The 24,130-nt window shown below is 54.6% G+C and carries 24 protein-coding genes; 9 read left to right on the top strand and 15 right to left on the bottom strand.

Annotated elements, in window-relative coordinates; translation table 11 throughout:
* The 3 genes from WFL93_RS17230 to WFL93_RS17220 form a co-directional block, all read right to left on the bottom strand.
* Positions 1 to 783, bottom strand: coding sequence for an IclR family transcriptional regulator (locus WFL93_RS17230; protein WP_007889878.1), 783 nt, complete (start codon positions 781 to 783; stop codon positions 1 to 3).
* A 178-nt stretch (positions 784 to 961) separates the two neighbouring features.
* Positions 962 to 1,498 carry a DUF1640 domain-containing protein gene (locus WFL93_RS17225; protein ID WP_336778655.1) on the bottom strand — a complete coding sequence of 179 codons (537 nt, stop codon included), beginning with the start codon at positions 1,496 to 1,498 and terminating at the stop codon, positions 962 to 964.
* Between the two features lie 163 nt (positions 1,499 to 1,661).
* Positions 1,662 to 2,663: a GlxA family transcriptional regulator gene (locus WFL93_RS17220; RefSeq protein WP_007889880.1), complete on the bottom strand. Its 1,002-nt coding sequence runs from the start codon at positions 2,661 to 2,663 to the stop codon at positions 1,662 to 1,664.
* A gap of 100 nt (positions 2,664 to 2,763) precedes the next feature.
* Between WFL93_RS17220 and WFL93_RS17215 the strand changes: the two genes are divergently transcribed.
* Entirely contained in the window at positions 2,764 to 3,459 is a 696-nt protein-coding gene (locus WFL93_RS17215) for a cysteine hydrolase family protein (RefSeq protein WP_007889883.1), read from the top strand.
* Here the strand turns inward: WFL93_RS17215 and WFL93_RS17210 are convergent, their stop codons facing one another.
* Positions 3,460 to 3,807 carry a hypothetical protein gene (locus WFL93_RS17210; protein ID WP_007889885.1) on the bottom strand — a complete coding sequence of 116 codons (348 nt, stop codon included), beginning with the start codon at positions 3,805 to 3,807 and terminating at the stop codon, positions 3,460 to 3,462.
* A gap of 74 nt (positions 3,808 to 3,881) precedes the next feature.
* On the bottom strand, positions 3,882 to 5,066 hold the full coding sequence (locus WFL93_RS17205; RefSeq protein ID WP_071531058.1) for an NAD(P)/FAD-dependent oxidoreductase: 1,185 nt from the start codon (positions 5,064 to 5,066) through the stop codon (positions 3,882 to 3,884).
* 241 nt (positions 5,067 to 5,307) lie between these two features.
* Between WFL93_RS17205 and pitA the strand changes: the two genes are divergently transcribed.
* On the top strand, positions 5,308 to 6,807 hold the full coding sequence (pitA, locus tag WFL93_RS17200; RefSeq protein ID WP_152929126.1) for an inorganic phosphate transporter PitA: 1,500 nt from the start codon (positions 5,308 to 5,310) through the stop codon (positions 6,805 to 6,807).
* Between the two features lie 69 nt (positions 6,808 to 6,876).
* On the opposite strand, the gene uspB is transcribed toward pitA, so the two are convergent.
* Entirely contained in the window at positions 6,877 to 7,212 is a 336-nt protein-coding gene (gene uspB, locus WFL93_RS17195; protein WP_007889890.1) for a universal stress protein UspB, read from the bottom strand.
* 417 nt (positions 7,213 to 7,629) lie between these two features.
* Between uspB and uspA the strand changes: the two genes are divergently transcribed.
* Positions 7,630 to 8,067, top strand: a complete 438-nt coding sequence (gene uspA, locus WFL93_RS17190; protein ID WP_007889892.1) for a universal stress protein UspA — start codon at positions 7,630 to 7,632, stop codon at positions 8,065 to 8,067.
* 79 nt (positions 8,068 to 8,146) lie between these two features.
* Here uspA and rsmJ read toward each other — a convergent pair whose 3' ends face one another.
* From rsmJ to WFL93_RS17170, 4 genes are all read right to left on the bottom strand, one after another.
* Positions 8,147 to 8,896: a 16S rRNA (guanine(1516)-N(2))-methyltransferase RsmJ gene (gene rsmJ / locus WFL93_RS17185; protein WP_336778654.1), complete on the bottom strand. Its 750-nt coding sequence runs from the start codon at positions 8,894 to 8,896 to the stop codon at positions 8,147 to 8,149.
* An 8-nt stretch (positions 8,897 to 8,904) separates the two neighbouring features.
* Entirely contained in the window at positions 8,905 to 10,947 is a 2,043-nt protein-coding gene (prlC, locus tag WFL93_RS17180; RefSeq protein ID WP_336778653.1) for an oligopeptidase A, read from the bottom strand.
* Positions 10,948 to 11,087: 140 nt separating this feature from the next.
* Complete coding sequence (locus WFL93_RS17175) at positions 11,088 to 11,978, bottom strand: hypothetical protein (RefSeq protein WP_336778652.1); 891 nt, start codon at positions 11,976 to 11,978, stop codon at positions 11,088 to 11,090.
* A gap of 127 nt (positions 11,979 to 12,105) precedes the next feature.
* Positions 12,106 to 12,555, bottom strand: a complete 450-nt coding sequence (locus tag WFL93_RS17170) for a hypothetical protein (RefSeq protein ID WP_007889901.1) — start codon at positions 12,553 to 12,555, stop codon at positions 12,106 to 12,108.
* 330 nt (positions 12,556 to 12,885) lie between these two features.
* Between WFL93_RS17170 and WFL93_RS17165 the strand changes: the two genes are divergently transcribed.
* Positions 12,886 to 13,728 carry a 23S rRNA (adenine(2030)-N(6))-methyltransferase RlmJ gene (locus tag WFL93_RS17165; RefSeq protein ID WP_007889903.1) on the top strand — a complete coding sequence of 281 codons (843 nt, stop codon included), beginning with the start codon at positions 12,886 to 12,888 and terminating at the stop codon, positions 13,726 to 13,728.
* A 39-nt stretch (positions 13,729 to 13,767) separates the two neighbouring features.
* Entirely contained in the window at positions 13,768 to 14,580 is an 813-nt protein-coding gene (locus WFL93_RS17160; RefSeq protein WP_007889905.1) for a CPBP family intramembrane glutamic endopeptidase, read from the top strand.
* On the opposite strand, the gene rnz is transcribed toward WFL93_RS17160, so the two are convergent.
* Entirely contained in the window at positions 14,577 to 15,488 is a 912-nt protein-coding gene (gene rnz / locus WFL93_RS17155) for a ribonuclease Z (RefSeq protein WP_336778651.1), read from the bottom strand. The two genes, WFL93_RS17160 and rnz, sit on opposite strands and share 4 nt — an antisense overlap.
* 249 nt (positions 15,489 to 15,737) lie before the next feature.
* On the opposite strand from rnz, the gene gorA reads away from it, so the two are divergent.
* The gene (gene gorA, locus WFL93_RS17150; RefSeq protein ID WP_336778650.1) at positions 15,738 to 17,090 is read left to right on the top strand and encodes a glutathione-disulfide reductase; all 1,353 of its coding nucleotides are present in this window, start codon (positions 15,738 to 15,740) and stop codon (positions 17,088 to 17,090) included.
* Between the two features lie 72 nt (positions 17,091 to 17,162).
* Here gorA and dinD read toward each other — a convergent pair whose 3' ends face one another.
* On the bottom strand, positions 17,163 to 18,023 hold the full coding sequence (gene dinD, locus WFL93_RS17145) for a DNA damage-inducible protein D (RefSeq protein WP_336778649.1): 861 nt from the start codon (positions 18,021 to 18,023) through the stop codon (positions 17,163 to 17,165).
* Between the two features lie 372 nt (positions 18,024 to 18,395).
* On the opposite strand from dinD, the gene WFL93_RS17140 reads away from it, so the two are divergent.
* Together WFL93_RS17140 and WFL93_RS17135 are read left to right on the top strand one after the other, a co-directional pair.
* On the top strand, positions 18,396 to 19,328 hold the full coding sequence (locus WFL93_RS17140) for a nucleoside recognition domain-containing protein (RefSeq protein WP_336778648.1): 933 nt from the start codon (positions 18,396 to 18,398) through the stop codon (positions 19,326 to 19,328).
* Between the two features lie 260 nt (positions 19,329 to 19,588).
* A complete protein-coding gene (locus WFL93_RS17135) occupies positions 19,589 to 20,368 on the top strand; it encodes an L-threonylcarbamoyladenylate synthase (RefSeq protein WP_007889920.1) in 780 nt (259 codons plus the stop codon).
* A gap of 42 nt (positions 20,369 to 20,410) precedes the next feature.
* Here WFL93_RS17135 and WFL93_RS17130 read toward each other — a convergent pair whose 3' ends face one another.
* Together WFL93_RS17130 and WFL93_RS17125 are read right to left on the bottom strand one after the other, a co-directional pair.
* A complete protein-coding gene (locus WFL93_RS17130; protein WP_336778647.1) occupies positions 20,411 to 21,427 on the bottom strand; it encodes a zinc-dependent alcohol dehydrogenase family protein in 1,017 nt (338 codons plus the stop codon).
* A 163-nt stretch (positions 21,428 to 21,590) separates the two neighbouring features.
* A complete protein-coding gene (locus WFL93_RS17125) occupies positions 21,591 to 22,412 on the bottom strand; it encodes an SDR family oxidoreductase (protein WP_336778646.1) in 822 nt (273 codons plus the stop codon).
* Positions 22,413 to 22,507: 95 nt separating this feature from the next.
* Between WFL93_RS17125 and WFL93_RS17120 the strand changes: the two genes are divergently transcribed.
* Positions 22,508 to 23,410, top strand: coding sequence for a LysR family transcriptional regulator (locus tag WFL93_RS17120; RefSeq protein ID WP_336778645.1), 903 nt, complete (start codon positions 22,508 to 22,510; stop codon positions 23,408 to 23,410).
* Position 23,411: 1 nt separating this feature from the next.
* On the opposite strand, the gene WFL93_RS17115 is transcribed toward WFL93_RS17120, so the two are convergent.
* The gene (locus WFL93_RS17115; protein ID WP_007889925.1) at positions 23,412 to 24,053 is read right to left on the bottom strand and encodes a hydrolase; all 642 of its coding nucleotides are present in this window, start codon (positions 24,051 to 24,053) and stop codon (positions 23,412 to 23,414) included.
* Positions 24,054 to 24,130: the final 77 nt, after the last annotated feature.

The following is a 24,130-nucleotide window of genomic DNA, read 5'->3' as shown; positions in this document are numbered from 1 at the left end:
TTACGAGGCGTGTTTTTCCGCCGGGCTACGCCAGCCCAGCAGACGGGAAATATCGCGGGCGCAGGCTATCGCCAGGCCGGCAAGGTAATCGCGCTTATCGTCATCAATTTCCAGCCGGGTACCCACCAGCGAAATGGCGGCGACTAACTGCTCGCGAGCATTAAAAATTGGGGCGGCCACACAGCGCACATCGGGATAATCCTCGCCGTTATCAAAGCTCCAGCCCTGACGGCGAATGCGCGCCAGCTCAGTACGCAAGGCATCGGCGCTACGCAGCGACGTGGGCGTTACCGCCACAAAGCGCATGTCGTTGATGATGCGTTCCTGCTCTTCGGGGCGTTGCCAGGCAAGCAAACACTTACCAATGCCGGAGCGATACAGCGACAGGCTTTTACCTTCGTGCGAGCGCACGCTGATAGTGGCAGCCGATTCGAGTTTGAGGATGTAACAGGCATGACCGCCATCAAGGATGCCGAGATGACACAACAGGTTGGTTTGCTGCATTAACCGCGTAAGACGCGGGCGCGCGATATCGCGGATGTCCATGTGCTGCAGTGCGTGACCGGCGAACTCCACCAGTCGCGTCCACAGGCAGTAGTTGTTATTGCGATCGATGGTGATCAGACGCTGTTTTTTCAGTTCGGCGAACAGCAGATAGGCACTGCTTTTAGGCAGCGCGAGCGTTTCTATAATCTCAGCGGCGCTGCACGGTCCGTGCTGCGCAATAAAGTCGAGAATAGCAATCGCGCGCGTCAGTGCGGGGACAGGTGTGACTTCCAACATGCTGGACTCCAGTCTGATTATCTGGAGGGCAGTGTTGTGGTTTTAGTTGGGTATAAGTGTGCGCCGTATCAAATTCCCTTAGGGAGAGCGCTTCATACAGCAGCGTGTGTGCGGGAATGTGAATCGTGCCGCGCTGAAAGTACAGCCGATTGTACTCAACACCCCAGCGCGCAAGAATTTACGAGAAGATATATTTAACAGCCGCAATCACCATGGTGGTGGCCATCACCATCAGTAAGCGTTTAATCCAGCGCATGTCAGTTTTTAATGCAGAGACGTCTGCTTTCAGTTGTTTGACATCAGCTTTAAGTTCGCCAATATCTTTTTCCACCGCGTCGAGGCGCGTTTCAACTGCGAACAGGCGCGTGTTCAGTTCCTGTATAGAGCCACTTAGTCGAGAATCCAGTTCTTTAATCGCACCGCTCAGCCGATCATCTAGCTCTTTAATTGCCCCACTTAGCCGAACGTCCAGTTCTTTAATCGCACAGCCCAGCCGATCATCCAGTTCTTTAATTGCTCCACTAAGGCGAAGATCCAGCTCTTTAATACTCCCGGAAATCCCTTCTCCAGCCTTCATCAAATCCGCACGTGACAGCGCATTGTCCTGCTGCATTTCAGTAAAGATTTCTACCATCGCTTCGGCTTGTTGATCGCTGACACCAGCCAGCTGCAACGCTTTAAAAGCTTTGTGAGTATTCATCATCGCGAGTGTCATCCGTGAAGCTCCTGAGTTGATGTGACGCGTCTGTCAAACATCATGCCCAGCGAGCAATTATTGCACCATGTGACTGTTTGCATTTTGCGCTACACGGCGAAAAATATCAATTAGTACAACAAGTAACGTGCAATGGGATGCGAGAGCGCTCGCAAAATGTGCGTTAGGATCTGCCTCGAAAGGTTTTACGATATTGCAGTGGGGAGGTGTTCAGCTGCTTCTTAAAATGACGGCGCAGCATCAGCGGCGATGAGAATCCGGCTTTTTCAGCAATCAACTCCACCGGTTGATCGGTTTTCTCCAGAAAACGCTGCGCCAGTGCCAGGCGTTGATTCACTAACCAATCGCTAAAACAGCTGCCGGTGGTTTGGTTAAAGCGGCGGGTGAAGCTGCGGCGGCTCATCAGCGCTTTCTCAGCCAGCTGCTCCAGCGTGAGCGCCTGCTGCAGGTTTTCTGTCGCCCAGCTCAGCGCCGACATAAAGCGATCGTTGCCTGCCGAATGATAAACCGGCTGCTCAATGTACTGCGCCTGTCCGCCCTGTCGATGCGGCGGCACCACCAGCATACGCGCGACGCTATTGGCCACATCAACACCACACTGCTCGCGCACCAGATGCAGACAGCAATCAATACTCGCGGCGGTACCTGCCGACGTGACGATCTGCCCTTCGTCGATGTACAGCACGTCGCGATCAATCGCCACATCCTGATACAGGCGTTCAAAATCCGCCATCCAACGCCAATGTGTGGTTGCACGGCGCTGGTTCAGTAAGCCGGCGGCGCCGAGTACAAACGCACCGAGACACAAACCCACGACTTTCGCTCCGCGCTGCGCCGCCTGCTGAAGCGCCTGCAGCAGCTCAGCGGGTGGCGGCACCGAGGGATCGCTCCAGCTTGGCACCACCACCATATCGGCATCGGCCAGCTGTGCTAATCCATGCTCAGCAATGATCGAAAAACCGCTGTTGGTTTTTAATGGGCCGGGATGCGTAGCGCAAATCATTAACTGATAGCACAGGGTGCCGTCGTCCTGAGCCGCCTTTTCAAATACCGCGCAGGGCACTGAAAGGTGGAACGGGATGATGTCGTCGAACACCACGACACCGACTTTGATGGGCGAAGCCTTACCTGGCGTTTTTGGCGCAAACTGAACGTTATTTGTCATCCGTTGTACTCCTTCACTCACGGCGAAATCGCCATACTGCACCCCATCGGAAGCCGTGCTGGCCTCCTCTCTACGCTAAACCATCAAAGGATTATTACGTATGAAAAATATTTTTGCTTCAGGAACTCTGGCACTGGCCATGGCAATTTCAGGCAATGCTTTCGCCGCTGAGACTAAGCCTGAGAAAGCGCCGACTATTCGTACCATGAGCGGTGCTACTGCTACTACTTCACTCAATGCGAAGCAAACTGCTGTGATCGTCATTGATATTCAAAACGAATATTTCCCTGGCGGTAAAATGCCGATCCCGGATGGCATGCAAGCGCTGAAAAATAGCAAACGCATCGTCGAGTTCGCTCACAAAAACAAGATGCCGGTCTTCTTCGTCCAGCATTTAGGTGATGCCGATGGTCCGCTGTTTGCGAAAGGCAGCCGTTTTGCTGAGTTCCATAAGGATTTGCAGCCAGCCAAGGGTGATCGCGTAATCAGCAAAGCCACGCCAAGCTCATTTGTCGGCACCGACCTGCAGAAGCAGCTGGACTCACTGGGCATTAAACAGCTGATCATTACCGGTCTGATGACGCACATGTGTGTGTCATCCACCGCGCGTGATGCGGTGCCGCTCGGCTACTCCGTCATTATTCCGGAAGATGCGACAGCAACACGTGATCTGGCAACCTGGGACAACAAGGTGGTGGATCATAAAGTCTTGCAGCAAGCGGCACTGACCGGCGTCGCAGATGTGTTCGCTGAAATTAAAACCACCGATGCTGTGCTGGCGATGCCCGTTAAATAATTACTGAACCGGCTGGCCGGGTAACAGTTTGTCAGACATCAAACGGCGGCAGGAGAGACTCTCCTGCCGCGCTTGTTGCTGTTGCTCCGGTGACAAATCCTGCCAAATGCTTTGCAGATGATCTGCAAGCCCTGGCTTGAAATGAATCTTCTGCAGCGCGTAATCGGAATTGCTGCCTTCAATGATGTGCTGCATATCCTGTGATGTATTGCCGCGCCCATCATGAGTGAGGGTACAGAACGTGGCGATGTAGTAGGCTTTATCCTCGTCGCTGTAGTGCGGCATCAGCCACCAGACAACGGCGCTCAGCACAATCAGCAACGGCAGAAGAAATTTGATTTTTAACATGAAGGGCGTCACCCGCTGAAGAGTAAAGCGCGCGATAGTAGCAGATTGCGCGCGTGCGGCCTATTCAGCACGCACTACAGCGCCTGCGCGCACGCCCAGGCTGAGCTCCACGCCCACTGGAAGTTATAGCCACCCAGCCAGCCGGTGACATCCACCACTTCACCAATAAAGAACAGCCCCGGCACATCGCGTGCTTCCATGGTTTTCGACGACAGCTGCGTGGTATCCACGCCACCCAGCGTCACCTCAGCGGTACGATAACCTTCGGTGCCGTTCGGCTGCACACGCCAATGATGCAATGTGTTAACCAGCTCGCTCTGCTGCTTGCTATTCAGCTGCTTCAGCGTGACGTCGGGAATCTGTTTCAGCTCCTGCAGCACTTCCACCAGCCGTTTCGGCAGGATCTTCGCCAGGCTGTTTTTCAGGCTGAGATTAGGATGAGCCTCGCGCTGCACATTAATGAAATCATCCAGCGAGGTGGCCGGCGACAAATCAATGGTGACGAATTCGCCAGGCTGCCAATAGCTGGAGATTTGCAACACGGCCGGGCCAGACAGGCCGCGATGGGTGAACAGCATCGCTTCTTTAAATAAGGTGCCGTCCTGCGCGGTGATGGTAGTAGGCAACGCCACGCCCGACAGCGTATTGAGCTGTTCAAGTAGCGGTTTATGCAGCGTGAAAGGCACCAATGCCGCGCGCGTGGGGAACACTTTCAGGCCGAACTGCTCGGCCACTTTGTAGCCGAACGGCGTCGCACCCAAGCCCGGCATCGAGAGTCCACCGCTGGCGATGACCAGTTTTTCCGCCTGCACCGCTGTGCCGTTAAGCTGCAAGGTGTAACCGCTGTCGTCACGATCCACGCTCATCACTTCGCTGCGCAAACGCACGGTAACCTGGCCAGCCTCACACTCTTTTAATAACAGATCGACAATCTGCTGCGCCGAGTCATCGCAGAATAACTGTCCCAGCGTTTTCTCGTGATACGCAATGCCATGGCGATTCACCAGGTCGATGAAATCCCACTGGTTGTAACGCGCCAGCGCCGATTTACAGAAATGCGGGTTATGCGACAGATACGCCGCAGGCTCGGTGAACATGTTGGTGAAGTTGCAGCGGCCGCCACCCGACATCAAAATTTTGCGTCCGGCTTTTTTGCCGTTATCCAGCAGCAGCACGCGACGACCCAATTGCCCTGCCTGCGCCGCACAGAACATGCCGGCTGCGCCTGCACCAATAATGATAACGTCAAACTTTTCCACTGCTTTATCCGCCTTGCCCGAAAGGCGCTGATTGTAGGGATTTGCGGCTTTTAGCGCTAGCGTCAAAAAATTGCCGTAAATATGTCATAATGTAACTCACTAATTTTTAGCTATTTTTAGCTAAATCTATACGCTGCATTACAATTTTAAGACAAGAAAGAGCTATATTTTTCTTTCATATCGCGCACGTTGTCGCAGATAATGCGCCGCGTTCATGTCCTCCCAAAATGGCGTAACGTTTATGCTACATCTGTTTGCTGGTCTCGACCTCAGTACCAGCCTGTTACTGATTCTTGCTCTGCTGTTTGTATTGTTTTATGAAGCAATCAACGGTTTTCACGACACTGCTAACGCGGTCGCGACTGTCATTTATACCCGTGCGATGCGGGCGCAACTGGCGGTTGTCATGGCGGGTGTCTTCAACTTTCTGGGTGTTTTGCTTGGTGGATTGAGCGTGGCGTATGCCATCGTTCACATGCTTCCGACCGATTTACTGTTGAATGTCGGTTCGGCCCACGGCCTCGCAATGGTCTTCTCCATGCTGCTGGCCGCGATTATCTGGAACCTTGGCACCTGGTATTTAGGTTTGCCGGCGTCCAGTTCTCATACTTTGATTGGCGCCATCATCGGTATTGGTCTCACCAACGCCCTGATGACCGGCACCTCGGTGGTTGACGCGCTCAACTTGCCGAAAGTCATCAATATCTTCATGTCCCTGATTCTTTCGCCGATTGTTGGTCTGGTGATAGCAGGCGGGCTGATCTTTATCCTGCGTCGCTACTGGAGCGGAACCACTAAGCGTTCACGCATCCACATGACGCCTGCCGATCGTGAAAAGATTGATGGCAAGAAAAAGCCGCCGTTCTGGACGCGCATCGCCCTGATCGTTTCGGCGATTGGCGTGAGCTATTCACACGGCGCAAACGATGGTCAGAAAGGCATTGGCCTGATTATGCTGGTGCTGATCGGCGTCGCGCCAGCCGGGTTTGTGGTTAACCTGAATGCGTCGGGTTATGACATCACCCGCACACGCGATGCTGTTAATCATCTGGAACAGTATTATCAGCAGCATAACGAGTCGCTGGCGCATATGGTGCAGCTTGCACCGCCGGTGGTACCAACGCCGGAAGAGTCAGTCGGCGGCCCGCAGGAGTTCCATTGCGATAGCAGCCGTGCGCTGCAAGCCATCGATCGTGCGCAGCTGCTGCTGAACAACCTGCAGAGCTATGACCAGCTGTCGGTTGATCAACGCGGACAGATGCGTCGTCTGCTGCTGTGTGTCTCCGATACCGTGGATAAAGTGGCTAAGCTGCCGGAAACCAGTGCGGAAGATAAGCGCTTCCTCAACAAGCTGAAAAGCGATTTGCTGGGCACCGTTGAGTACGCACCGATCTGGATTATTGTTGCTGTGGCGCTGGCGCTGGGCATCGGTACCATGATTGGCTGGCGTCGCGTTGCCACCACCATCGGTGAGAAAATCGGTAAGAAAGGCATGACCTATGCGCAGGGTATGTCGGCGCAGGTGACGGCTGCGGTATCGATTGGCGTCGCCAGTTATACCGGTATGCCGGTTTCCACAACGCACATTCTGTCATCGTCGGTAGCCGGTACTATGCTGGTGGATGGCGGTGGATTGCAGAGTCGCACCATCAAAAATATCGCCATGGCGTGGGTATTCACCCTGCCGGTGTGTATTTTGCTGTCGGGTTCGCTTTACTGGATCGCGTTGAAGCTCATCTAAGCAAACCGCAGAAATATCAGAGGGCGACAGCGATGTCGCCCTTTTTTATGGCACTTTTTAAGCGCAGTTTTATTGCCAGATTGCCATCGCAATCAGGCTGACCACCACCAAAAAACAGAGCCCGCTGGTCAGCACGAACTGACCGCGCACGCGCTCACAGCGGCGAATGAATTCGTCGTCATGATGATCGTGATAGCGCTTATCCCAGATATAGCGCACCAGCCGCACCTGCTTGCTCGGCTGCCCGTGCGAGGTGAAGAACCCCGCGCCATCCACGTATTGATATAACAGCGGATCGCAACCGCGCAAAACGGCCAATAGTGAGCGCAAAGAAGAGAAGTAGCGCGCCATATTCACCAGACAAACCACACACAGAGCCCAAAAAAGCGCGATAGTGCTGATCATGTTCCCCTCCCGGCTGGAGCCGCAACGACGTCGAACGCAGCGGGGAATTGCTGTAGACGCCGCACGGGAAATAAACCAGCCACTGAATGATTCCGATTGCATTGTTGTTATGCGAACCTGAGTGCGCGACTCATACGGCAGTGGCACTTATTTTCAGTGTAGGAGATCTGTTCAATTTTTTTCCAGCGATGATTTTCGTTCGGGGCGAGTGAAAAAGCCGATAACGCTTGATCTTCCTCACAAGCGGACTTTCGCTTGCAGCATTTGTTAACAACTCTGGCTATACTCAGGGCATAACAAAAACCGCCTGCAAGGCTGAAATAGTGGTTGGTGGCGCTTCATCGCCGTCTCGCGCAAAGGAACCGCCTACCGTGAAAGCAGGAAGATTGCCCCGAATCTTGAGAAAGGAGTTTTATCATGGCTTATAAACACATCCTGATTGCAGTAGACCTTTCCCCGGAAAGCCAGTTGCTGGTTGATAAAGCCGTTTCGCTGGCCCGCCCTTACGACGCGAAAATCTCGCTGATCCACGTTGATGTGAACTATTCAGACCTCTACACCGGGCTGATTGACGTTAATCTGGGTGACATGCAGAAGCGTATTTCTGAAGAGACGCACACCGCGCTGAAAGAGCTTTCGATCAATGCCGGCTATCCGATCAGTGAAACCCTGAGTGGCAGCGGCGATCTCGGCCAGGTGCTGGTGGATGCGATTAAGAAATATGACGTGGATTTAGTGGTATGTGGCCACCATCAGGACTTCTGGAGCAAACTGATGTCCTCAGCACGCCAGTTGATTAATACCGTGCATATCGACATGTTAATCGTGCCGCTGCGCGATGAAGACGAAGAATAATTGATCAGGTCAGCGTGAATGCTGACCTGACAATTCGTAAGGTCGGCATTCATGCCGACCTTTTTCATGCCCGCACGACCTACGCCAGCGGCGGATAAATATCAAAACGATGGCTTTTAGTCACCACCGCATCTTGTGTCACCACGCCCGCTAGCGGCGGCGCGTAGTCCGGACGCTTCACCACGATACGCTTCTTCGCCAGTCGGCGCGCCGGTTCCAGCAGCGCATCGGCATCTTGATCGGGCCCCACCAGCGACTGAAACACGCGCATCTCTTTCTTTACCATCGCGCTTTTCTGCCGATGCGGATACATCGGATCGAGATACACCACATCCGGTGCGGGAGTGATCTCGCTAAGCGCCTGTTGGCTAGCGACATGCAGTAGCGTAAGGCGATCGCGCAGCCAGCCGCCAATCTCTGCATCCTCGTAGCCACGACGCAAACCATCCTCCAGCAACGCCGCCACCACCGGATGCCGCTCTAGCATACGCACACGACAACCGAGCGCCGCCAGCACAAAGGCATCGCGCCCTAATCCGGCCGTCGCATCAATCACCTCAGGCAGATAACCACTTTTGATGCCGACTGCTTTCGCCACTGCTTCGCCGCGACCGCCACCAAACTTACGCCGATGCGCCATCGCACCCGACACGAAATCCACAAAGATGCCGCCCAGTTTCGGCTCATCCAGCTTACGCAGTTCAAGGTGCTGCGGCGTTAACACCAGCGCCATGGTTGCCTGATCGTCCTGCTGCAGGCCCCAGCGCTCAGCCAAATGTAATAAGGCGCCGTCTCCGGCGCCTGATTCATCGATTAAACCAATTTTCACAAGCCGGCTTATCCCTGAATTCCGTAGTGTCCCAGCATCGCATCGAGCTGTGGTTCACGGCCACGGAAGCGTTTGAACAGCTCCATTGGCTCTTCAGAACCGCCACGCGTCAGGATGTTGTCGAGGAACGACTGGCCAGTCTGACGGTTGAAAATGCCCTCTTCTTCGAAGCGCGAATAGGCATCGGCAGCCAGCACATCGGCCCACAGATAGCTGTAGTAACCCGCCGCATAACCGCCGGCGAACACGTGGCTGAAGGCGTGCGGGAAGCGGCCCCACTCCGGGCTTGGCACCACGGCAACCTGCTTCTTCACTTCACGCAGGGTTTCGAGGATTTGCGCGCCTTTCGCCGGATCGAACTCGGTATGCAAACGGAAATCGAACAGGCCGAACTCCAGCTGACGCAGGATAAACAGCGCCGCTTGATAGTTTTTCGCCGCCAGCATTTTATCCAGCAGCTCCTTCGGCAGCGGTTCGCCGGTTTCATAGTGGCCGGAGATAAACGCCAGCGCTTCCGGCTCCCAGCACCAATTCTCCATAAACTGGCTCGGCAGCTCCACGGCATCCCACGGCACACCGCTGATACCGGATACGCCCGGCGTTTCGATGCGCGTCAGCATGTGATGCAGACCGTGACCAAATTCGTGGAACAGCGTGATCACTTCATCATGCGTGAACAGCGCCGGTTTGCCCTGCAGCGGACGGTTGAAATTACAGGTGAGATACGCCACCGGCTTCTGCAGGCTGCCATCGGCTTTACGCATCTGGCCCACACAATCGTCCATCCACGCGCCGCCGCGCTTGTGTTCGCGCGCATACAGGTCGAGATAGAAGCTGCCGCGCAGTTCGCCGCTTTCGTCGAACAGATCGAAGAAGCGTACGTCCGGATGGTAAACATCCACGTCTTTGCGCTCTTTGGCAGTAATGCCGTAGATGCGTTTTACCACCTCAAACAGGCCGCTTACCGCGCGCGCTTCCGGGAAGTACGGACGTAGCTGCTCATCGCTGATGGTGTAGAGATGCTGTTTCTGCTTTTCGCCGTAGTAGGTCAAATCCCACGGATTCATCTCGTCGATGCCAAACTCTTTTTTGGCGAAGGCGCGCAGCTGAGCCAGCTCTTTTTCGCCCTGCGGACGCGCACGTTTCGCCAGATCGGTGAGGAACTCAATAACCTGCGCCGGATTTTCCGCCATTTTAGTGGCCAGCGATTTGTCAGCGTAGGAGTCGAAGCCCAGCAGCTGAGCCAGTTCGTGGCGCAGCGCCAGCTCTTCCGCCATCACCGGACCATTGTCCCATTTGCCGGCATTCGGGCCCTGCTCGGACGCACGCGTTGAATAGGCGCGATACAGCTCTTCACGTAGCGCGGCGTTATCGCAATAGGTCATGACCGGCAGATAGCTTGGGATATCCAGCGTCAGCAGCCAGCCCTGTTGCTCTTTGGCTTCGGCCTGCGCTTTGGCTGCGGCCAGCGCGCTCTCCGGCATGCCCGCCAGATCGGCTTCATCGGTCACCAGCTTGCTCCAGCCCATGGTGGCATCAAGCACGTTGTTGCTATACGTCGAGCCCAGCTCAGACAGACGCGCAGCGATTTCGCCATAGCGCTTCTGTTTCGCTTTATCGAGGCCGATACCGGACAACTCGAAATCACGCAGGCTGTTATCCACCGCTTTCTGCTGCGCAGTATCGAGGCCCGCGTAGCTATCGCCCTCTTTCAGGTTGCGATATGCCTGATACAAACCTTCGTGCTGGCCAACCCAGGTGCTGTACTCGGAGAGCAGCGGCAGCGTTTGCTCGTAAGCTTCACGCAGTTCCGGGCTATTTTTCACTGAATTGAGGTGGCTGACCGGCGAGAACAGGCGACCTAAGCGATCGTCCACTTCAGCCAGCGGCTGAACCAGATTATTCCATGTGTAGGGCGCGCCTTGCGCCACTACGCGTTCCACCGCTGCACGGCAGTCGTTCAGCGCTTCGGTAACCGCTGGAACCACATGTTCAGGTTTGATGGCAGAAAACGGGGGAAGCGAAAAAGGCGTGAGTAACGGATTGGTCATAAGCGCAGTCCTTTCATGATGAAGTTGCACGCGAACTCTCGCGCGACACAATTTTACTAACATGCGGCTTGATGGCATGAAAATCAATGCCACTAAGGATGGACTAGCGAAGAAAAGCCCGCCAGAAGGCAGGCTGAAGATTATTTAATCGCGAGCTGATAATGGATGACATCGTAGGGCGCCACCCACGGCGGCAAAGGTTCACGCTCAAAGATATCTTTGGCCAGCGCCCAGCCTTCCACTTCGCCCCCTTTACCGGTGAGCGACATGCCGTCATGCATCAGCGGCGGCAGATGATTATCAAAGGGCACGTTGTCATCCGCAAAATTGTTAATGACTTTGCCGCTCAAGGTGCTGACTTTTACGTTAAGTTCTACCGGCTGGTCAGGAATGAGCTTCGATTGCACCGATTTCACCGCAAACCAGTGCATACCGTTTTCTGCCCGCAGCGCCTTGCGCTTCTCTAGCTGCTGATTCAGCTGCGCATAGCCTTTGGCAATTAGCGCACTCATCCCTTTATTGATCGACGCCTGCATCGTGGCATAACGCTGCGCCATCTCTTTACTGCTTAGCGCCGAGGTGCCGGTTTTCAACTGCGTGGTTACGCCAGCGATCAACTGATCCATGCTGATGTCGAGACCGACATCTTTTACCATTTGCAGCTGCGCGACGGCATTGCTGGCGATGGATTGGCCCAGCGTATAGCCATCACGTTCGGCATCACTTTGCGGTGCCGCGATCGTGCTGGCGTCACTCCTGGTCTGCCTGGCCGCCAATTGCTTTTCCAGCTCGCTGATGCGGGCGCGCAATTGCTTCACTTCTCTCTGATCGGCTGCATGGACGACAGGCCTGTCGACCGGTTTTGCTACCGGCGGTAACTGCGGTTTTGGCTTTTGGACTGGTACAGGAGGCAGCGTGCGTGCGGCATCGCCAAAGGCGTGCAGCATCTCCTCTTCAGAAGCCGCGCAAGCCAGCGCCGGGAATAATAGTGCGGTGATGAAAAGGACAACGGGCAGATGACGCTGTGTCATCACAATCTCCTGAGGCAGCCTTAAGAACACAAAAGGCTTCATCTCTATGGATAAAATAGAGATGAAGCCCATCCTGCGCGCGAAATATCACGCTGCTACTTCGCGGGTATGATTAAGAACGCGCGTGTTAACCGGCCTGGCGAATAATCAGCTGTGACAGACGAGTCTTAATACGGAAACACAACTCACGAATCTGGAACTGATAACGTGGCATCACTAAATCGTTAATATCCGCGCCAATTGAATCTTTAATTTGCAGATATTTATTGGTCTGGGCGCCGATTTTCTGGAATTCGGCTTGATAGCTGTCATACGAGGCCTGGCTATAAAGGCGCATCGCGTCGAGCTCTTTGCGGCACTGCTGAATGTTGCTGGCACGGTCATCACTAAATGAGGCGCTTGCTGGCTGAGCCGGTGCGGAAGCCACAAAAGGAGTACCTTGCTGCTCTGGCGCATTTTGCGCAGCAGGCTGCTCGTCCGCAGTTGGCGGTGTGACCAAACTATGAACGGGTTGTTGTTTCGCGCAGCCCGTCAGTACCAACAGGCTTGCCACCGCGATACCAGTCATTTTTTTCATTATTTTCACCAGGAGTTGTTAGAGATGCTTGAAGCAAAAAATTATACGGCCTTAACCGGAAAGTTTCCTGCCAGACTCTCTGGCATTTGGCTTATGACCGCTTGGTTTAGCGCAGACTAACTTACTTAATCTATGGATGAAATTCGAGTAAGGAATTTTCCTTAGGAATATTCGCTGATAACCAGGCAAGTCGCAACCCGCTATAGCGACGCTTTGTCGCAAAACTTAAGCGTCTCGCAAAACGTCAGCAATTTTTACCTAGCACGGCTATAATCGCGCCACACACGATGTATTGATTCCCTTTGATCCAACCGCGGACCCCTCTCTTTTATGCTGAGTTATCGCCACAGTTTTCATGCCGGCAACCATGCCGACGTGCTGAAACACACCGTTGAAAGCCTGATCCTCACCGCCCTGATGGAGAAGGAGAAACCTTTCCTCTATCTGGATACCCATGCCGGTGCCGGACGTTACCTGCTGAGCGGTGAGCACGCCGAGCGTACCGGTGAATATCTGGAAGGCATCGGCCGTATCTGGCAGCAGCCGGATGTGCCTGAGCTGCTGAAGCCGTATCTTTCGGCGGTGCGTAACCTCAACCCACACGGCACCTTAAAGTATTATCCCGGTTCACCGCTGATTGCCCGCTTCCTGCTGCGTGAAGAGGACAAGATGGAGCTGACCGAGCTGCACTCCAGCGATTATCCGCTGCTGCGCACCGAGTTCAGCAAAGATTCGCGCGCGCGCGTGGCGCGTGGCGATGGCTATCAGCAGCTGAAAGCCAAACTTCCGCCGCTGAGCCGTCGCGGTCTGATTCTGATCGATCCGCCATATGAGATGAAAAGCGATTATCAGGATGTGGTGAAAGGCATTCAGGAAGGCCACAAGCGCTTCGCCACCGGCGTGTTCGCGCTGTGGTATCCAGTGGTGATGCGTCAGCAGATCAAGCACATGGTTAAAGATCTGCAGGCCACTAATATCCGCAACATTCTGCAGATTGAGCTGGCGGTACGTCCGGACAGCGATCAGCGCGGCATGACCGCCTCCGGCATGATCGTTATTAACCCGCCGTGGAAGCTCAAAGCGCAGATGGAAGAGCTGCTGCCGTGGCTACATCAGAAGCTGGTGCCAGCCGGCACCGGTCACTTCAGCGTCACGCAGATCGTGCCAGAGTAAGTTCGCTCACGGCGTTGCCAGCCAAATAGGATAATTATCATGTGGATCATTCTGGCTGGCGCGCTCGCTGTGCTGTCGCCCGCCAAACGTTTTTCGGTACTGCTGCTTACGCTGGCCACGATTCTCGGCCTGTTTCAGGATGTGCTGGATTGGCCGGCGATGCTGCTGCTCGGCGCAATAGCCATTATCGCGTGGGTTCGCGTCGAAAACAGCGCGCGCTGGATTCAGCTGGTCAGTGAAGCCGCGCTGGTCGCCATCGCCATTGGCCTGTTTATGCACTTCTTCCCGGGCTTCAAAAATCCGCGCCAGGTTGAAGATGTGCAGGCCGGGCCGCTCAGCCTGCCGTTCAGCTTCTCCTACAACTTCGATAAAGCGCTGATTCCGTTTGTGTTGCTCATCTGCTTGCCGCAGCTGTTTCGCACCAAGGCCGCTCCGCCGCGTTACAAAATTTTGTGGCTGGCGCTGCTGGCGGCGATTCCGCTGCTGCTCTACGTGGCGGTGCAGTTAGGTGGTTTGGCCGTTGAGCCGCACTGGCCGGAGTGGCTGGGCAGTTTTATGCTGGCGAACCTGTTCTTCGTTTCACTGGCGGAAGAAGCGTTCTTTCGCGGCTATCTGCAGCAGCGCCTGCGCCAGCACATCGGCGCCGTGGCGGCACTGCTGCTGACGTCGCTGCTGTTTGGTTTAGCGCATTTTCCCGGCGGGCCGCTGCTGATGATCTTCGCCACGCTGGCCGGGCTGATTTACGGTCTGGCGTGGCACTGGAGTGGACGCCTGTGGGTTGCCACCGGCGTGCATTTCATTTTCAACATGACGCACCTGCTGTTCTTCACCTATCCGGCGCTACAGCACTAAACCTCGAACACCGCGAAATCATGTGCCAGCTCGGTCGCAGCAAACACCGACTGGCACTCCGCAAGCAGTTTTTCCCGATCCTTCGATAAATAGCGCGAGCTGAAATGCGTGGCGATCAAGCGCTTAGCGCCTGATTGTTTGGCCACTTCGGCTGCCTGAATCGTGGTTGAGTGACCGCGACCGTTGGCTTTCTCCTGCAGCGCCGCTTCCAGCGTGGTTTCGTGCACCATCACATCGGCATTGGCGGCCAGCTGCAGCGCAACATCGGTGGGCGCGGTGTCGCCAAATATCGCCAGCACTTTGCCTTTGGTGGCAGGCCCAAGATACTCCGCGCCGTTGATCTCCCGACCATCCTCCAGCTGGATGCGCTTGCCTGCTTTTAAATCCTGATACCACGGACCGCGCGGTACGCCTTCTGCTTTCAAACGCGGCGCATCAAGGAAGCCCGGCTTGTCGTGCTGCTCAATGCGATAGCCAAAGCACTCAATCACATGATTCATCGGCCAGGCGGTAACACGAAACTCGCCATCATCCAGCACCAAACCGGCTTCGATTTCGACAATTTCCAGCGGATAGGAGGTGTAAGAGCCGCTTAAACTGAGCGCCGTTTCGATAAACTGGCGAATACCTGTTGGACCGTAAATGGTCATCGGTTCGGGGATGCCCGCCATCGAACGGCTGGTGAGCAATCCCGGCAGCCCGAAGATGTGGTCGCCATGCAGATGGGTGATGAAGATTTTTTCCAGCTTGCCCGGCTTGAGCGCTGAGCGCATGTATTGATGCTGTGTTGCTTCGCCGCAGTCGAACAGCCAGGTTTCACCGCGTTTCGACAGCGTCAGCGCAATCGCGGTGACATTACGTTGCAGGCTGGGCGCACCGCCGCCGGTGCCGAGAAAAGTCAGTTGCATATTCATTTCCTTTTGACGAGTAGCACCCGTCATAATTCATGTTGCAGGAAGGCGGCAAATCCTTTAATCCCCAGGAGCATAGTTCACTATGTGACTGGGGTTAAAGGATGCAGCCAACGCGTCTGCGGCTTGAAGTATGGCGGGTTTCGGGATTCAACCCTATTACATTTATAGGTGCAATCTTTGCGCGCCTCACGCCTCAAGCGTTAAACTCTATGCCAATTTTCTTCCAACAGATGGACATAACGGATGACCAGACATTTTGACTACCTCGCCATCGGCGGCGGCAGCGGCGGTATCGCCTCGATTAACCGCGCTGCGATGCACGGCCAGAAATGCGCGCTGATTGAAGCCAAAGAGCTGGGCGGCACCTGCGTCAACGTCGGCTGCGTACCGAAAAAGGTGATGTGGCACGCGGCGCAAATCGCTGAAGCGATTCATCTTTATGGGCCGGATTATGGCTTCGATACCACGGTAAACCGTTTTGACTGGTCAATTCTGGTGAAAAATCGTAGCGCCTACATCGATCGCATTCACAGCTCGTATGACAACGTGCTGGGCAAAAATAAGGTGGAAGTGATCAAAGGCTTCGCGCGCTTTATCGATGCCAATACCGTTGAAGTGAACGGTGAAACACTCACCGCCGACCACATTCTGATCGCCACCGGCGGTCGTCCAAGCCACCCAGACGTACCGGGCGCGGAGTACGGTATCGACTCAGACGGCTTCTTCGAGCTGGATGCGTTGCCAAAGCGCGTGGCGGTGGTGGGTGCAGGTTATATCGCGGTAGAACTGGCCGGCGTGGTTAATGCGCTGGGCGCAGAAACGCACCTGTTCGTGCGTAAGCATGCGCCGCTGCGCAGCTTCGATCCGCTGATCGTCGATACGCTGGTAGAAGTGATGCAGGCGGAAGGGCCAACGCTGCACACCGAATCGATTCCGAAAGCCGTGATTAAAAACGCTGACGGTAGCCTGACGCTGCAGCTGGAGAGCGGCCACGAGCAAACCGTGGATTGCCTGGTGTGGGCGATTGGCCGTGAACCGGCGACCGATAACCTCAATCTGGCGGCAACCGGCGTTAAGCTGAATGAAAAAGGCTATATCAGCGTCGATAAATTCCAGAACACCAATGTGAAAGGCATTTATGCGGTAGGTGATAACACCGGCGCGGTTGAGCTCACGCCAGTCGCGGTAGCGGCCGGTCGTCGTCTCTCCGAGCGTCTGTTTAACAACAAGCCGGACGAGCATCTGGATTTCAGCAACGTGCCAACCGTCGTGTTCAGCCATCCGCCGATTGGCACCGTTGGCCTGAGCGAACCGCAGGCGCGCGAGCAGTACGGCGACGATCAGGTGAAAGTGTACACCTCCTCCTTCACCGCGATGTACACCGCGGTAACGCAACATCGCCAGCCGTGCCGCATGAAGCTGGTGTGCGTCGGTCCGGAAGAGAAGATTGTCGGCATCCACGGTATCGGCAACGGTATGGATGAAATGCTGCAAGGCTTCGCGGTGGCGCTAAAAATGGGCGCAACCAAAAAAGACTTCGATAACACCGTGGCGATCCACCCCACCGCGGCCGAAGAATTTGTGACAATGCGTTAATATCGGTTTGATTAATAAACCGCTAATCTCGTAAATAACATCAGGATGCTTATGCATCCTGATGTTGGTTTATTAAAGTTCATCGCTATCTTTTTCCAGTTTCGCTGGTTTAACAAGTGACTTCTTTTCTGCTGAAGCCAATCTCCGCTCAACTTTTTTTACATCTTCAGCAGCCGATAAACTTTCAGGTCTAATTCCTCGACTGAGTAATGTTTCTCTTACCGCCTGGTTATTATTAACGTGCTCGCCGGATATCTGCAGCTCACTTTGCATTTGTAGCGTACGAGCATTATGAATAGTAATTTCTGTGGCGAAATCTTTGGCTTTTAAAATTATGGTTGGCGCGAAATCAGCTAATGGGCGACTTTCTGGCACAGCCCACTGTGCTTTCATAACCTGAGTAGTACGATTAAACAGGGCAAAATCACCTTTACTGCGAATAAGTGCGAAGTTCTGACTTCCACCCGTTTGTTCGTAGATTACGTTTGAAAGCTCTTTTTCGGTTCCGCTCAGTTTTTTCCTTGCCTGCACCCGCTCAGTTTCTAGCAGCCTTAATTCGATAAGCTCCGCTTTACGCGTCTGCATGGCGAAGTAAGTCTGCGCAAAGGCAATCTCCTGCTTTCTGGGATCGCCGTTTTGAGCAATCAGATAACATGCATACCGCGTAAGCATGACATCATCAATTTTGCGCTGCCCACCTTTGCCAAGTTCGATCATTTTCCCGACGTCGGCAAAATGATCCAACACCTCATGCCCTGAAATCTCGCAAGCCGTTTTGGCTTTCAAAACCACACTTTGAAAGTTGTCCCATTTGCCATATCCCAGCAGAAGTTGCACATCTCGCGCTAACCAGAACTCCACACCACTATCAGTTTGTTGAGAACAGCGTTGAAAAGCATCGGTCAGCATCTGAATATGTTTGTTTTCCATCATTCCCCCTAAAATGCGTGTCCACACATCACTCGGGGATCAAACTGCCCAGCCTTCCTCTACATCGATAGCAGGTCCGTCTTATTTTTCGTTATCGCTTATTGGAACTTAACCGCAATCAGTCCTGGAAAATAGTTCGGTATACTTCATTTCCTGAAATACAAAACCCATTTTCTTCACTACTCAACAGTCCACGTAACGGATAAGATTTATTTCTTTGCGGATGCTGAATTATTCGGCCGCCATTAATGACAAAACAACAACGCGTTACCGCGATGTTGTAGGGTGCGCATTAATGCGCACCGCAAACTTAATGGCATTGCCGGTTTATATTTTTTTCGGGGAGAACGGTGTGAAAACAGGTCGTAATCGGGCATGAATATTATCGATATCATCATGTCCGCTGGCAAAGCTTCGGTGGACGTGGCGCTCTACACCTTAATTCCAATTATGGTGGTGATGTTATTCATCATGAAATATCTGGAAGTCAAAGGTCTGTTGGACTTCGTCGTACGTCATGCCACGCCGTTATTAAAACCCTTCGGTATTACCGGGCTGGCTTTTTTTGCCATGATTCAGCTTAATTTCGTCAGCTTTGCGGCACCGCTGGCGGCGCTGGCGATTATGGAAAAGCGCGGTACCTCCGATCGTCATATGGCGGCCACCCTGGCGATGCTGTTTGCCATGGGTCAGGCCAGCACCTTTTATCCGCTGATTCCGGCGGGATTACACTGGAGCAGCGCGCTATTTATCTCGGTCTGCGGCGGAGTCGTAGCGGCGGCGGCCACCTATCACTTCTTTGGTCGCAAACTTTCGGACGCAGCCCTGCTGAACGAAGATGACGCCGTCACCAGCAACGAAAGCAAAATGGGGCTGATTGGCATTATTAACAGCGCCGGTTCCGATGCGATTCGTCTGGCGCTCGGGTCGCTGCCGATGCTGATAATTTCGTTATCGGTGGTTGGCGTTTTAAAAGAAGCTGGCGGCATAGATATGCTGACGCGCCTGATATCGCCGCTGCTCGACAAGCTGCACATTTCCGAGGTCTACATTCTTCCGGCGCTAACCAAATGTCTGGCGGGCGGCACCGCTTATTACGGCGTGGTGGCAGGATTGGTGGAGAAAGGCTTGTACAGCGCGCACAACATCAACGCCTCGGCGGGATTACTGATTCAAACCTTCGATCTGCCCGGCATCGGTATTTATCTTGGCCTGTCGAGCCGCTTCCCGCGCCTGTTCCGCTTCGCCGTGCCCGGCATTCTGCTCGGCATCGCGCTGCGTGCAGTGGCGCACGCCATCCTATTCTGATTATTTCTGGCGCTGAATAATATTTTCAGCGCCCTTTTATCAATAACACTACAATTCACAGGCGTTATTTATTATTACCCCTATTTAATTCATCGTTATTTTCAGCAGTTGCACCGTCATTAATTTTAGTACTATTATCGCAAGAGATACTTCGATAATGTAATTAACCCTGATTAAATAACGGGTTAATTAATAAAGCCCTTTTTTTCATCGCAGGTAATATTCCTGCTCACTCTCTTTTACATCGATAGGGTAACTCCATGAGCGGTAAGCAAATAAGCTGGAATGGCGGTTTACAACCTGAGGCCATTGATATTCTCGCCAAAGATGGCGGCATGATTGTTAGTCCCACCAAAGTGGGTTACATCATCATGACATCCGACAAAGCCGGGCTGGAACGTAAGTTCGAAGCTAAACAGCGCAAGCGCAACAAACCGGGCGTAGTGCTGTGTGGCTCGCTGGAACAGCTGCGTTCGCTGGCGCAACTGACGCCAGAAATCGACCAGCTTTATCAGCGCCATTGGGATGAAGATATTCTGCTGGGCTGTATTTTGCCGTGGCGCGACGATGCGCTGGCGCGTATTCCCGCTGATGGCTCAAAAGAGTTGATGATGGATGGCCGTCAAACCAGCTGCTTCGTGATTAAATTTGGCAAGCCAGGCGAAAATATTGCAAAAGCATTGTGGGAGCAGCACGGTAAATTCTCCTTTGCCAGTTCGGCAAATCCGTCCGGCCAGGGTAATCGCGGTTTGGTCGAGGGTATTGGCGAGCGCATTGAAGCCCGCGCCGATTTAATTATCGAAGCCAATGCTTACGTGAAGTCCATCCAGCCTAACGACACCAATAAAGTGCGCTATGAACAGGGTGTGATGGTGTCGATGGTAGATAGCGAAGGTCGTCTGATTCCACAGCAAAACGGCGAACGTAAAATCACGCCGTGCCCGGTGCTGATCCGTAAAGGGTTAGATGTGGATAAAATTATGGCGCTGCTATCTGACATCTTCCCTTCATGGGATTATCGCCACGGCGACTACTACTGACTTTTATAGGTCTGTTTCCGCTATGGAAACAGACTCTGCGTTTTACCACTCCACCGTAATCTTGCCAAAATGCCCCGCGCTCTGCTGATGCTTAAACGCCGCTGGCAGATCGCTCAGCGCACCATAGCTATCGCTAATCACCGGCCGAGCATCGGTTTGCTCCAGCGCGCGTACAAACGCCTGTTGTTGACGACGATGGCCGACAATCAGCCCCTGAATTCGCGCCTGTTTCGCCATCAATAAGGATGTGGGGATCACGCCTTCGCGACCGGTGAGCACACCGATTAACGCAATATGTCCGCCAACGCGCACCGCCTCAATTGACTGCGCCATGGTACCGGGACCGCCGAGCTCAATCACCACATCTGCGCCTTGCCCATCGGTCAGTTGCTGTACCGCTTTGCCCCACGCCGGTGTAGTGCGATAGTTGATGCCGGCATCGGCACCCAGCTCACGCGCGCGCGCCAGTTTTTCGTCAGAAGACGAGGTTACAATCACGCGTGCGCCCATTGATTTGGCGATCTGCAACGCCGTGATCGACACACCCCCGGTACCCAGCGTAACGATGGTGTCACCCGCTTTAATCTGTGCATCACCCACCAGCGCACGCCAGGCGGTGAGGCCTGATGTAGTAATGGTCGCCGCCTCCGCATGGCGCCAGCCGCGCGGTGCCAGCGTAAAATGTTGCGCCGGACGCACCACCACGTCGGCAGCAAAGCCGTGCGCACCATCGCCCGGTGTTTGTGCGAAATTACCCACCTGGCTAAACGGCAAGCCGTCCTGCCACTGAGGGAAGAAGCACGACACCACATGGTCGCCCGGCTTAAATTCGCTGACGCCTGCCCCCACTTCCTCCACCACGCCCGCGCCGTCCGCCATCATAATGCGGCCATCGGCGGTGGGGATCGATCCATCCGCCACCAGCAGATCGTGGAAATTGAGTGACGTCGCGTGGATCGCTACACGGATCTCACCTGCGCCAGGTTTACCGGGATCGGGGAGATCCGCCAGTTGCAGATTCTCTAATCCACCGGGATTCTTCAGGATCATCGCTTGCATGTTGGAACGTCTCCTTGGCTCATAAGATTGCTTGCGGATGGGTCGCCATCAATGGCGCCCCTACTCTGACCGTTGTAGGGTGCGCATCCATGCGCACCAGGCAAAAATGCACAATGGCTGAGTTTGGCAGCTATCTGCGGATTGCGCCTAACATCCTATGCGGTTACCCATCCGCGCCAAAGGCCACATCACGCTGCGCACGCAGTTCCGCCAGCCGGCTCTCCAGCGCCGCTTCGATATGCTGATACGCGGTGCTACCGAGCGCCAGGCGCAGCGGCATGCTGGCCTGATCGAGCGTGGCGATCATCGCCACTACACATTTCCCGGCATCGCCCGCGATAGTGAAATCACCCGAGAGAATCGCCTGGCGCAGCTGGCCTGAAGCGTTATCGCGATAAACATCCAGCGCCGTGGCCACATCCAGGCCGGCAGCGAAATGCGTTGCGGTTGGGCCGGGTTCGACCAGTAAGAAGTCGATGCCGAAGCTGGCAACTTCCTGACGCACCGCCTCGACAAATCCTTCAATACCCCATTTGCTGGCGTGATACAGACTGAAGTTGGGATATGCCACCTGCCCGCCTTCTGAAGAGATCTGCGCAATACGCCCACCGCCCTGCTGGCGCAGAAAAGGAATCACCGCGCGAATCAGCTGGATGGAGCCGGTAAGATTGGTGGCGATCTGGCGATCGATCTGCGCATCGCTCAACTCTTCTGCCGCACCAAACAGGCCGTAAGCGGCATTGCTTACTACCACATCAATGCGATCGACGGCGGCAAAAGCGCGGGCTATGACCGGCGCGATGCTGGCAGTTTGTGCCAGATCCAGCGCCATCACCTGCAGCCGTTCGCCGTAGCTTTGCTGCAGATCGACCATTGCCTGCTCACGGCGTACACATGCCAGCACGCGATCGCCGCGCGCCAGTAAACGTTCACTCATCAAACGCCCCAGCCCGCTGCTGGCGCCGGTAATTAACCAGGTTTTCATCTTGTGCTCCTCTTCTTGAAAACCTGATGGTAGAACGCTTTACTGGTGGTGATAATCCACCTAATTACGCATGACCCGGTGAGGAAAAACCACCAATGAGACGTCCTTCATGGCACGAGTTGCAGGCCATTAAAACGCTCGGTGAAGCGCGCAGCTTTCGCCGCGCCGCCGAACTGCTCGGCTTGAAGCGCTCCTCGCTCAGCCATCTGGTGAAAACGCTGGAGCACAATCTTGGCGTGCAGCTGTTTCAGCGCACCACGCGCAGCGTATCGCTCACCGATGCCGGGCAACAGCTGCTGGATCGGCTCTCGCCGCTGCTGAATCAGATGGATGATGTGCTGCACGACATCTCCGCCAGCCGCCATCAGCATTACGGCACCTTGCGCATCAGCGCCAGCGATGCCTCGATCGGTTTGCTGTTGCAGCACGTCGTGGCGGACTTTAGCGCGCGCTATCCCGATATCCAGCTCGATTTCGCTGCGCAAGGCGCGTTGGTGGATATCACTGCCGCGGGTTTTGATGCCGGCATTCGGCTGATTGAGGATGTGCCGCAGGATATGGTGGCGGTGCCGATCGGCGGTGCGCTGACCTTTGTCACCGTGGCAGCGCCGGCATATCTGGCGCGACGTGCTGCGATTGTTCATCCGCGCGACCTGCTGCAACAGCAATGTATTCGCCAGCGCTTACCGAGTGGTAAACGTTATCAATGGGAATATGCACAGGCCGCTGAAACGCACCAGATTGATGTTCCCGGCACCCTCACGCTGGACAGCAACGCGCTGATGGCCCGGGCGGCGCTCGCCGGTTTAGGCATTGCTTATGTGCCGTCGCTGTATGTGGAGCAGGAATTGCGCAGCGGCCAGCTGGTGGAGTTGCTGGCCGATTGGCGGGTGCAATCGGCGGGGATTGCGCTGTGGTTCCCGCCCAACCGACATCAGTCGATGGCGCTGCGGCTGTTTATTGATGCGCTGAAAGTCAGCCTGCCGCGCCCATCGTGATTCAAGCGGTGCGCTGCGGGGCTTTGTGCACCATGGTGTAGGCGTAATCAACGCCCATGCCGTAAGCACCGCTGTGTTCACGCACCAGATCCATCACCGCATCGTAGGTCTCTTTGCGTGACCAGTCGCGCTGGTACTCGAGCAGCACTTGCTGCCAGGTGACCGGCACCGCGCCTGCCTGCACCATACGCTGAATCGAGCGTTCATGCGCATCAACGCTGGTACCGCCCGAGGTATCGGTCACCACATACACTTCATAACCCTCTTTCAATGCCATCAAAGCAGGGAATGTCAGGCACACTTCAGTCCACAGCGCGGAGATAATCAACTTCTTACGGCCCGTTTTCTCCACCGCTTCAACGAATTTCGCGTCTTCCCATGAGTTCATCGAGGTACGTTCGATCGGCTTCGCTTCCGGGTGTACCGCCAGCAGTTCAGGCCAGATGTAGCCGCTGAAGCTTTCGGTTTCTACCGAGGTGTAAATCACCGGCACGTCGAAAATTTTGCCGGTTTTCGCCAGGGCGACGGTATTATTTTTGAGCTGCTGGCGATCGATGTTCGCCACACCAAAAGACATCTGCGGCTGGTGGTCGATGAAAATCAGCGTGGAGTTCTGTGGGTCGAGCAGATCGAATTTAGACATGATGTGTTCCTCTAAAGTGGTTTTAAATTTGTCTGTTGTGCTGCTGGAATGAACTTTAGAGAAGGTGAACAGAAAGA

Origin of the sequence: Pantoea sp. USHLN256 (genome assembly GCF_037149875.1) — a bacterium.
In the GTDB taxonomy this organism is placed as follows: Bacteria; Pseudomonadota; Gammaproteobacteria; order Enterobacterales; family Enterobacteriaceae; genus Pantoea; species Pantoea nemavictus.
This window is presented reverse-complemented; position numbering and strand designations above follow the sequence as displayed.